Origin of the sequence: Stenotrophomonas sp. GD03777 (genome assembly GCF_029842485.1) — a bacterium.
Classification (GTDB): domain Bacteria; phylum Pseudomonadota; class Gammaproteobacteria; order Xanthomonadales; family Xanthomonadaceae; genus Stenotrophomonas; species Stenotrophomonas sepilia.
In genome coordinates this window covers 1-9,704 of sequence record NZ_JAOCGL010000125.1, presented here as the reverse complement: position 1 = coordinate 9,704, position 9,704 = coordinate 1, and the positions used below count along the sequence as shown (strand labels likewise).

At 65.6% G+C, this 9,704-nt stretch carries 9 protein-coding genes; 3 read left to right on the top strand and 6 right to left on the bottom strand.

Features of this window, described 5'->3' with window-relative positions; translation table 11 throughout:
* Positions 1-59: 59 nt before the first annotated feature.
* Together N5E02_RS18520 and N5E02_RS18515 are read right to left on the bottom strand one after the other, a co-directional pair.
* Positions 60-284, bottom strand: coding sequence for a CstA-like transporter-associated (seleno)protein (locus N5E02_RS18520; RefSeq protein WP_005410613.1), 225 nt, complete (start codon positions 282-284; stop codon positions 60-62).
* Complete coding sequence (locus tag N5E02_RS18515) at positions 284-2,365, bottom strand: carbon starvation CstA family protein (RefSeq protein ID WP_005418274.1); 2,082 nt, start codon at positions 2,363-2,365, stop codon at positions 284-286. Before N5E02_RS18515 ends, N5E02_RS18520 begins: the two co-directional genes overlap by 1 nt.
* A gap of 215 nt (positions 2,366-2,580) precedes the next feature.
* Here N5E02_RS18515 and N5E02_RS18510 point away from each other — a divergent pair, with 215 nt between their 5' ends.
* Positions 2,581-3,432 carry a pirin family protein gene (locus tag N5E02_RS18510; protein ID WP_053499689.1) on the top strand — a complete coding sequence of 284 codons (852 nt, stop codon included), beginning with the start codon at positions 2,581-2,583 and terminating at the stop codon, positions 3,430-3,432.
* Between the two features lie 128 nt (positions 3,433-3,560).
* On the opposite strand, the gene N5E02_RS18505 is transcribed toward N5E02_RS18510, so the two are convergent.
* The 4 genes from N5E02_RS18505 to N5E02_RS18490 all read right to left on the bottom strand — a co-directional run bounded on the left by N5E02_RS18505 (position 3,561) and on the right by N5E02_RS18490 (position 8,650).
* Complete coding sequence (locus N5E02_RS18505) at positions 3,561-4,019, bottom strand: hypothetical protein (protein ID WP_032954397.1); 459 nt, start codon at positions 4,017-4,019, stop codon at positions 3,561-3,563.
* Positions 4,020-4,215: 196 nt separating this feature from the next.
* Positions 4,216-4,935, bottom strand: coding sequence for an aquaporin Z (gene aqpZ, locus N5E02_RS18500; protein ID WP_032954396.1), 720 nt, complete (start codon positions 4,933-4,935; stop codon positions 4,216-4,218).
* 121 nt (positions 4,936-5,056) lie between these two features.
* On the bottom strand, positions 5,057-5,920 hold the full coding sequence (locus tag N5E02_RS18495; RefSeq protein ID WP_005418267.1) for a pirin family protein: 864 nt from the start codon (positions 5,918-5,920) through the stop codon (positions 5,057-5,059).
* Between the two features lie 666 nt (positions 5,921-6,586).
* Positions 6,587-8,650, bottom strand: coding sequence for a 3-hydroxyacyl-CoA dehydrogenase NAD-binding domain-containing protein (locus N5E02_RS18490; protein ID WP_005418265.1), 2,064 nt, complete (start codon positions 8,648-8,650; stop codon positions 6,587-6,589).
* 235 nt (positions 8,651-8,885) lie between these two features.
* Here N5E02_RS18490 and rpoE point away from each other — a divergent pair, with 235 nt between their 5' ends.
* Entirely contained in the window at positions 8,886-9,506 is a 621-nt protein-coding gene (rpoE, locus tag N5E02_RS18485; protein WP_005418256.1) for an RNA polymerase sigma factor RpoE, read from the top strand.
* The coding region (locus tag N5E02_RS18480) for a sigma-E factor negative regulatory protein (RefSeq protein WP_279946588.1) at positions 9,503-9,704 on the top strand (202 nt) is incomplete at its 3' end. The genes rpoE and N5E02_RS18480, both read left to right, overlap by 4 nt.

The window sequence follows — 9,704 nt, the reverse complement described above, 5'->3', positions numbered from 1 at the left end:
TTCATCCACGCATGGCGTGAATCTACTGAAGGCCGCTGCAGCGCTGTCGAACCCGAGCATCAACAGCAGCGGCCACCATTGCGCCCGCCGTAGCGCGCTTCCTGGCGCTCGCGGAAGAACGTCTTGTAGTCCATCGGCTCCTGGTCCGGATGCTTTTCCAGCATATGCCGGACGTAGTTGTCGTAATCAGGAATGCCACAGCACAGTCGTGCGGTCTGCACCAGGCGCCGCCAGATGCGGCGGTGCGCCTGGTACTGGCCGGCGGGAACCAGTTGCGTACTCATCACAGATCCACCATTTCATGCGGCTTCAGCGCCACGTAAGGGGTCTCGCGGTCGCTGCGCTGCGGATTGCGGCGTGCCGCCAGGATGGTCTTGATCGAATACACCAGGACTGCGCCCACCACCAGCAGGAACAGCGCGGTCAGGCCGGTATTGACGTAGGCGTTGACCACGATCTGCTTCATCTGCGCCACCGACTTGGCCGGCGCCGTGATCGTGTCGCTGGCGAGCGCGGCCTGGAACTTGTGTGCCTGTGCCAGGAAACCCTGCGCCGGGTTGCTGTCGAAGATCTTGATGAAGCCGGCATAGGTGGTGCAGATCAGCAGCCACACCGCCGGTACCGCAGTGACCCACGCATAGCGGTCGCGCTTCATCTTGAACAGCACTACCGTGCCCAGCATCAGCGCGATACCGGCCAGCATCTGGTTGGAGATGCCGAACAACGGCCACAGGGTCTGGATGCCGCCGAACGGATCGACCACACCGGTGTAGAGCAGGTAGCCCCACAGCGCCACGCAGCCGGCGGTACCGATGATGTTGGCGGTCCACGACTCGGTCTTCTTCAGCGCCGGCACGAAGTTGCCCAGCAGGTCCTGCAGCATGAAGCGTCCAGCACGGGTGCCGGCGTCCACCGCGGTCAGGATGAACAATGCTTCGAACAGGATCGCGAAGTGGTACCAGAACGCCATCATTGCGTCGCTGCCACTGGGGATTGCTTCGTGCAGGATCTGCGCGATGCCCACCGCCAGTGTCGGCGCGCCACCTGCACGATGCAGGATGGTCGGCTCGCCGATCGCCGCCGCGGTCGCGGTCAGCTGCTCCGGCGTGATGGTGAAGCCCCAGGTGTTGGTGATGTAGTGCGCCGCCGACGCAGCATCGGCACCGATCACCGCGGCCGGGCTGTTCATCGCGAAGTAGATGCCCGGGTCGATGATCGATGCGGCCACCAGTGCCATCACCGCCACGAACGATTCCATCAGCATGCCGCCGTAGCCGATGTAGCGCATGTGCGCTTCATTGGCCAGCAGCTTCGGCGTGGTGCCGGAGGAAATCAGCGCATGGAAACCAGAGACCGCACCGCAGGCGATGGTGATGAACAGGAACGGGAACATGCCGCCCTTCCACACCGGGCCGTCGCCACTGGCGGCGAACTGGGTCAGCGCCGGCATCTTCAGTTCCGGCATCACGATCAGGATGCCGACGGCCAGCGCGATGATCGTGCCGATCTTGAGGAAGGTCGACAGGTAGTCGCGCGGGGCCAGCAACAGCCACACCGGCAGCACCGATGCGACGAAGCCGTAGCCGATCAGCATCCAGGTGATCTGGGTGCCAGTGAACGTGAACGCCGGGCCCCACACCGGGTCGGCGGCGACCTTGCCGCCGTACCAGATCGCGGCCAGCAGCAGGATCAGGCCGACCACCGAGATCTCGCCGATCTTGCCGGGGCGGATATAGCGCATGTACACGCCCATCAGGATGGCGATAGGCATCGTCGCGATTACCGTGAACATGCCCCACGGGCTTTCGGCCAGCGCCTTGACCACCACCATCGCCAGCACCGCCAGGATGATGATCATGATCAGGAACGCACCGAACAACGCGATGGTGCCGGGTACCTGGCCCATCTCTTCTCGTACCAGGTCGCCCAGCGAACGGCCGTTGCGACGGCTGGACAGGAACAGCACCATGAAGTCCTGCACCGCACCGGCCAGCACCACGCCCACCACCAGCCACAGCAGTCCAGGCAGGTAGCCCATCTGCGCGGCCAGGACCGGGCCGACCAGCGGGCCGGCGCCGGCGATGGCGGCGAAGTGGTGGCCGAACAATACGTGCTTGTTGGTGGGCACGTAGTCCAGGCCATCGTTGTTGATCACCGCCGGCGTGGCCCGGGTCGGATCGAGCTGCATCACCTTGTTGGCGATGAACAGGCTGTAGAAGCGGTAGGCCACCAGGTACAGCGACACCGCGGCGACGACGATCCACAGCGCATTGATGTGTTCGCCGCGGCGCAGGGCCACGGTGCCCAGACAGAAGGCGCCGAGCAGGGCGAGGACCGCCCAGCCTATTTTGGAAAACCCTTTCATGAGGTGCTCTCTCCCGGAAAGACAGTCAAAGAGTCCCGCGTGCCCTCGACAGGGTCAATTGGCACAGGACGAATCGGCGGTAGTACTTTGGTCGTACGCTTGTTGTGCTGACGTGCAGCGAACATCAGGGATGGAACAATCGGTTGCGGCGCCGTCCATTGGCGTGTGGCCGTGCGGCGTCCATCTTCAGTGGCATCCATCCAACAGGAGTCGCCATGAGCTTTCCCGAACCGGTCCGCGTGCTGCGGACCATCCGTGGCATGCCCACCTCCGACGGTGCCGGCGTGCGCCTGACCCGCGTCATCGGTGGCCCGACGCTGCCCGACCTCGATCCGTTCCTGCTGCTCGATGAATTCGGCACCGACCGCGCCGAGGACTACATCGCCGGTTTCCCGGAGCATCCGCACCGCGGATTCGAGACCGTCACCTACATGCTCGACGGGCGCATGCGGCATCGCGACAACCATGGCAACGAAGGCCTGCTGACCCCGGGCAGCGTGCAGTGGATGACCGCTGGCCGTGGCCTGGTGCATTCGGAGATGCCCGAGCAGGAGAGCGGGCAGATGCGCGGTTTCCAGCTGTGGGTGAATCTGCCGGCGAAGGAGAAGATGACCGAGCCGAAGTACCAGGAGTTCGCGCCTGAGCGGATTCCGGTGGTGCACCCGGAAGCGGGCGTGGAGGTGAAGGTGATTGCTGGCACGGTCGATGGCACCCGCGGCCCGATCGTGCAACCGGCCACCGACCCGCTCTACCTCGACATCACGCTGGCGCCCGACCGTGCCTGGACCTATGCGCTGCCGGAAGGGCACAACGCCTTTGCGTACGTATTCGAAGGTGGCGTGACCGTGGGTGAGCAGGACGCCGCGCGCGACGTCGCCCGCCAGGAACTGGCGGTGCTGGGCGGTGGCGAGCAGTTGCACATCTCGGCCGGCAATGAAGGCGCGCGCCTGATCCTGGTGGCCGGCCGTCCGCTGCGCGAACCGGTGATGCGCCACGGGCCGTTCGTGATGAACACGCGGCAGGAACTGATGCAGGCCTTCGTCGATTTCCAGGAAGGCAAGTTCTGACGTAGTACCGGCCGCTGGCCGGCAACTGCCTCGCATGGAGGCGGATCGGGGTGCCGGCCAGCGACCGGCACAACCGTTGGATGGGGTCGCGCTGCGGGGATGCTGCCAGGCAGTCATCCCCGTCATCCTCAGCGCCCGGCGGCCACGGCCGACGGGGTCAGGCTCATGCCCTGCGCCAGCTGTTGCAGTGACCCCAGCTCCTGCGCGCTGTCCGGATACAGCGAAATCTGCGCGTAACGCCCCTTGTCGAGCTTGACCACGCTGATGCGCCGTTCGGCATACCCCGGCGGTTGCTGGCCGCCCAGGTCGGGCTGGTACCAGTACAGCGATTCACCGCCGAAGCTGCCTTTTTCCTGCCGCAGCGAGCGGTTCAGCGGAATGGACGGGTCACGCGCGCTGAGCATCAGGCTCAGCACTTCGCGGCCATCAGGGGTGCTGGCGCGGCAGACCAGGAAATCGGCCTGCACCTGCTGCTGCCACTGCAGACCGCTGCTGGCCGGCAGCGAAGGACATTCGGACGGCGCCTGCGCGGCGGCGTGGGCCGCAGCGAAAAGCAGGCTCGACAACATGACAGGCACGAACTTCATGCATCCCCCAAGGTGATGAATTGGTTGGCTTCGCCAGCAGAGCCGGCGACCATGGCATCCCATCCCCGGACGCCCCCCATCCGGCATGTGCACGGACGGTCAACTCAACCTTAACGGAACGTGAGCAATCGCACAATTCGCGGTTGCAAGCGCAACCATTGCGGCCGAGGGTCGGCCGCAATGGTTGCTGCGGGGATCAGCGGTCGTTGCCGATCCACTTGTAGATCAGGCCGCCAATCGCGCCACCCAGCAACGGGGCGACCCAGAACAGCCACAACTGGCTGACCGCACCGCTGCCGGCGAAGAAGGCAACGGCCGTGGAGCGGGCCGGGTTCACCGAGGTGTTGGTGACCGGGATGCTGATCAGGTGGATCAGGGTCAGCGACAGGCCGATCGCCAGCGGGGCGAACCCGGCCGGTGCCTTGCCGTGGGTGGAGCCCATGATCACGATCAGGAACACCGCGGTCAGGACCACTTCGCACAGGAAGGCCGCAGCCACGCTGTAACCACCGGGCGACAGCGCGCCATAGCCATTGCTGGCGAACGCTCCGGCCTGGCTGCCATCGATGGCGAAGCCGCTGGCGCCGGAGGCGATCTGCAGCAGGATGAAGCCGGCCAGCAGGCCGCCCGCAACCTGGGCGATGATGTACGGCACCAGGTCCTTGGTCGGGAAACGACCACCGGCCCACAGGCCGACGCTGACCGCCGGATTGAAGTGCGCGCCAGAGATATGGCCGAACGCATAGGCGCCGGTCACCACGGTCAGGCCGAAGGCGAGCGCCACGCCGAGGAAGCCGATACCCAGCGGATTGCCGTCACCACCGAACTTGGCGGCCAGCACTGCACTGCCACAGCCACCCAGAACCAGCCAGAACGTGCCGAGGAACTCGGCGGACAAGCGTTTACCCATGCTCATGTGTTGCACTCCTTTGACGGCTGAAAGTGTGATTTATGTCACATTTCAATGATCAGCGGGTGACTGTAGCGTCAACGCCGGGTGCAGGAATACACCCTCGGATGTGTGCAACACGCGATGCTCAGTACTGCGGCAGCGGGATGAACTCCTTGTCGTCGCCGGGGATGGTGCCGAAGCGACCGGCTTCCCAATCGTGCTTCGCCTGCTCGATACGCTCTTTCGAGCTGGACACGAAGTTCCACCACAGGTGGCGCGGGCCATCCAGCGGCTCGCCACCGAACAGCATCGCCTTCACCGGTGTCTTTGCGCGCAGGCGGCCGCGTGCGCCGGCTTCGGGGATGACCAGGTGCTGTGCGGGAATGTCCACGCCATCCAACTGCGCGTCGCCCTCAAGGATGTACAACGCGCGCTCGCGGTGACCGTCGTCGATGTCGATTTCCGCGTCCGGGTCCAGATCGATCGCCACATTGAGCGTATCGGCGAACACTTTCACCGGCGATTCCTCGCCATAGGCGCGGCCAGCGATCACCCGAAGCCAGGCACCCTTGCGGCGCTGCTCGGGCAGGGTGGCAGCGGCATGGTGATAGAACGCCGGCTCGATTTCCTCATGCGACTTCGGCAACGCGACCCAGGTCTGCATGCCGTGGATCGGGTTGTCATGGTCGCGGTCCGATTGTGGCGTGCGTTCGGAATGGGCGATGCCGCGGCCGGCGGTCATCCAGTTGACGTCACCGGGACGAATCACCTGATCCGAGCCCAGGGTGTCGCGGTGGCCGATGGCGCCCGACCACAGATAGGTAACCGTGGCCAGGCCGATGTGCGGATGCGGGCGCACGTCGATGGCGGTGCCGGGGTGCATCAGTGCCGGGCCCATCTGGTCGACGAACACGAACGAGCCGATGCTGCGCGCCTGCAGGGTGGGGACGGCGCGGCGGACTTCGAGGCCGCCGATGTCGTGCACGCGCGGGGCGATGATGGTGGTCATGCGGGCGTTCTCGCTGGCAGGGATCAGGTGGTCAGCATCGCATGCGGCTGTGACGGGGACATGCCTCGTATGGGTAACAGGGTGTTCCAGCCAACGGCGCAGCCCCTCGTGGCTGGTTGCTTGGTCGCTGAAGGCAGAAGCAAAAGCAGAAACCGCGCTTGGCCGGGCGGGTGGGTGGCGCAGGACACGCCGTAAACCCGTCCATGGGGGCTCGATGGCGCCATCCATGGCGCCAACGGTCCTGCGCAACCCACCCGCCCGACCTCTGACAGTTTCCGTGTGCGTCCAGCCACGGAGAAGAAAATAGAAAATCAAAATCAAACGCCGGTCGCTTCGCTCTTGGTGTCGACCAAGGTCGACACCCGCCAGTTCGTAATGATCCGTGCTGAACAAGGTCGACACCTACAGCCATCGCAGTTCACCCACCGTCACCGGGAAACTGTCAGGGGTGGGGCGGAGTCGGGTTGCGGGGTGTCCGCGGCATGGATGCCGCGGCCAAGCCCCCAAAGACGGGTTTACGGCGTCCCCGCAACCCGACACCGCCCCGCCCAACAAACAGAAAAGCCAGAGCCGGCTGTTGCTCTGGCTCTGGCTCTGGCTCTGGGTTTGGCTTTTGCTTCGGCGGTTGCCTCTGCGGGTACCGGGCCGCAGGCCCGGCCGATCAACTCAAACCACTGGTTCGCGCAGGGCGGGGTTGTCCCAGCCCGGGCGCGGGGCGAAACGGTCGCCGTGGCGCTGCTGCAGCGCCTTCAACCGCTCGACGATCGCATCGGCACCGACCGCACGGATGTGCTGGATCGGACCGCCGCGGAACGGGGCGAAACCGGTGCCGAAGATCACGCCGGCATCCAGCAGGTCCGCATCGGCCACCACGCCTTCGTGCAGGCACGCCACTGCCTCGTTCAACAGCGGCAGGATCAGGCGGTCTTCCAGGTCGGCCGGGGCCTGGTAGTCGCTGGCCACGTCCGGCTTCTTCGGCTTGCCGTTTTCCCAGGTGTAGATGCCCTGGCCATCCTTCTTGCCACGCTTGTCCGGTTCCACCGTCTGCAGCGCGGCCGGAATCTGCAGGCCCAGGAACGGTGCCAGTTCGCGGCCGACTCCGGCGGCCACGTCCAGGCCGACGGTATCGATCAGTTCGATCGGGCCCATCGGCATGCCGAACTTCACTGCGGCCTTGTCGATCACCGGGCCCGGGACGCCTTCGGCGTAGGCGGTGGCCGCTTCCAGCATGTACGGGAACAGCACGCGGTTGACCAGGAAGCCCGGACTGCCGGCCACCGGCACCGGGAACTTGCCCAGCGCCTTGCAGAACGCGGCCAGGCGGCGCTCGGTCTCCGGCGCCATGCCATCGTGGTGGATGATTTCCACCAGCGGCATCTGCGCTACCGGGTTGAAGTAGTGCAGGCCGGCGAACTGCGCCGGGCGCTGGATGTGATCGCGCAGTTCCACCAGTGGGATCGACGAGGTATTGGTGGTCAGCAGGGCGTCCTGCTTCATCTTCGGTTCCAGCGTCTGGTACAGCGCACGCTTGGCTTCCGGGTTCTCGATGATCGCCTCGATCACCAGATCCGCTTCGGCAACCCCATTGCCTTCCAGGTCGGCACGCAGGCGTGCGGCCACGGCGGGGCGCTTGCTTTCGTCGCGCACCTTCTTGGCGAACAGCGCCTGCGCGCGTTCCATGGCCGGGTCGATGAAGCGCTGCTCGCGGTCCTGCAGGGTCACCTCGAAGCCCTTGTAAGCGGCCCACGCGGCGATGTCGCCGCCCATCACGCCGGCGCCGACCACGTGCACGTGACGGATGCCGGAATCACCACTGCCCAGGCCCTTCAGTCGCTCGGTGAGGAAGAAGATACGGATCAGATTGCGCGCGGTCGGTGTACTGGCCAGCTTGACCACGGCGCGCCGCTCGGCGTCCAGGCGGGCCTGGATGGGCTTGCCGCCACTGCGTTGCCAGGTGCTGATCAGCGCGTACGGCGCCGGGTACTGGTCCTTCTTCGCCTTGCGTGCGACCTGCTTGACCATCTGCGGCGCCAGCAGCCTGCGTGCCAGCCAGGTGTTGGTGGCCCATGCCGTCGCGCGCTGCTTGAACGGGCGGGTGGTGCCGGACAGCGCCAGCGCGACGGCGGTGTCGAGCACCACCGCTGGCGCCACCACCTTGTCGACCAGGCCGATGCCACGCGCGGCCGAGGCCGACAGGGTGCGGCCGGTCAGCATCAAGTCCATTGCCGCCGGCGCGCCCACCAACTGCGGCAGGCGGGCGCTGCCGCCCCAGCCCGGGAAGATGCCAAGCTGGGTTTCCGGCAGGCCGATGCGGGTGCTGCTGTCATTGGACGCCACGCGGTAGCGGCAGGCCAGCGCCAGTTCGGTGCCGCCTCCCAGGCAGTGGCCGTGGATCGCCGCAACGGTGGGGCAGGGCAGCTCGGCCAGCTTCTGATAGGTGGCCTGGCCACGACGGATCGCGTCATTGACGGTGCCGCGACGGTCGAATTCCTGGAACTCCTTCAGGTCGGCACCGGCAATGAAGCCGGCCTTCTTCAGCGACTGGACCACCACGCCCTTGGGTGGGTCCAGCGCGATGCGCTCAAGCAGGTCGCCCAGCTCCAGCAGCACGTCCTGCGACATCGCGTTGACGCTGCTGTCCTGACGATCCAGGGAGAGAACCACCACGCCGTCGTCGCGGATCTCGGGGTGCCAGTGGCTGAAGCGGAGACCATCGAAGCCTGAAAGCATGGACGTTCCATCCGGTTGTGTATGGAGAAGCGGCTATGATCCAGAGGTTGTTTCCCTCGCGTCAAATCCCAATAGCAGGGGAGTGGCGCCCCCGGATCCATGGCCGTGGACCGGGACGCTAACGGAACGGTGGTTAAAAGCTGGTGCGGCGCCAGGTGATCGGCGACTGAACTTTTCCCGGGATTGGCAGTCTCATTGCCCGACGTCGGTTGGGCTGACAGGAGTGCGGCCCCTCATGGCCGAGGTTGATACACCACAGGAGCTGGATCTGGAACTGGTCCGGCGCGTGCAGCACGGCGAGAGTGCCGCCTTCGATGTCCTGGTGCGCAAGTACCAGCATCGGGTGGTGGCCCTCGTCGGTCGCTACATCGCCGACTGGAGCGAATGTCAGGACGTCGCCCAGGACACTTTCATCCGTGCCTACCGCGCGATCGGGAGTTTCCGTGGCGATGCCCAGTTCTCAACCTGGTTGCATCGAATCGCCGTGAATACCGCCAAAAACTACCTGGCTTCACACAATCGACGGCCGCCGACCGATGACATCGACATCGGCGATGCCGAACAGTTCGACAGTGGTACGCGCCTGCGTGACACCGACACGCCCGAACGCGAGTTGATGCGCCAGGAGCTGGAACAGACGGTGATGAAGGCCGTCAACGCGCTGCCGGAAGAACTCCGGTCAGCGATCACCCTGCGCGAGGTGGAAGGCCTGAGCTACGAGGATATCGCGCAGAAGATGGGGTGCCCGATCGGCACGGTGCGTTCACGGATCTTCCGGGCGCGCGAGGCGATCGACACCGAACTCCGGCCGCTGCTGGACATCGGCAGCGCCACCCGTGAGAAGAGCCGCGTATGACCAGTAACCCGTTCAACGAATCGCAGAACCATCAATCGCCCGCCGGGCAGCGCCTGGACCAGCGCCATCGCGAGCAGCTGTCGGCCCTGGTCGATGGCGAGCTGGGCGCCGATGAAGCGCGTTTCCTGCTGCGCCGGATGGAGCACGACCCCGAGCTGGCCGGTTGCCAGGAGCGCTGGCAGCTGCTGGGCGACGTGA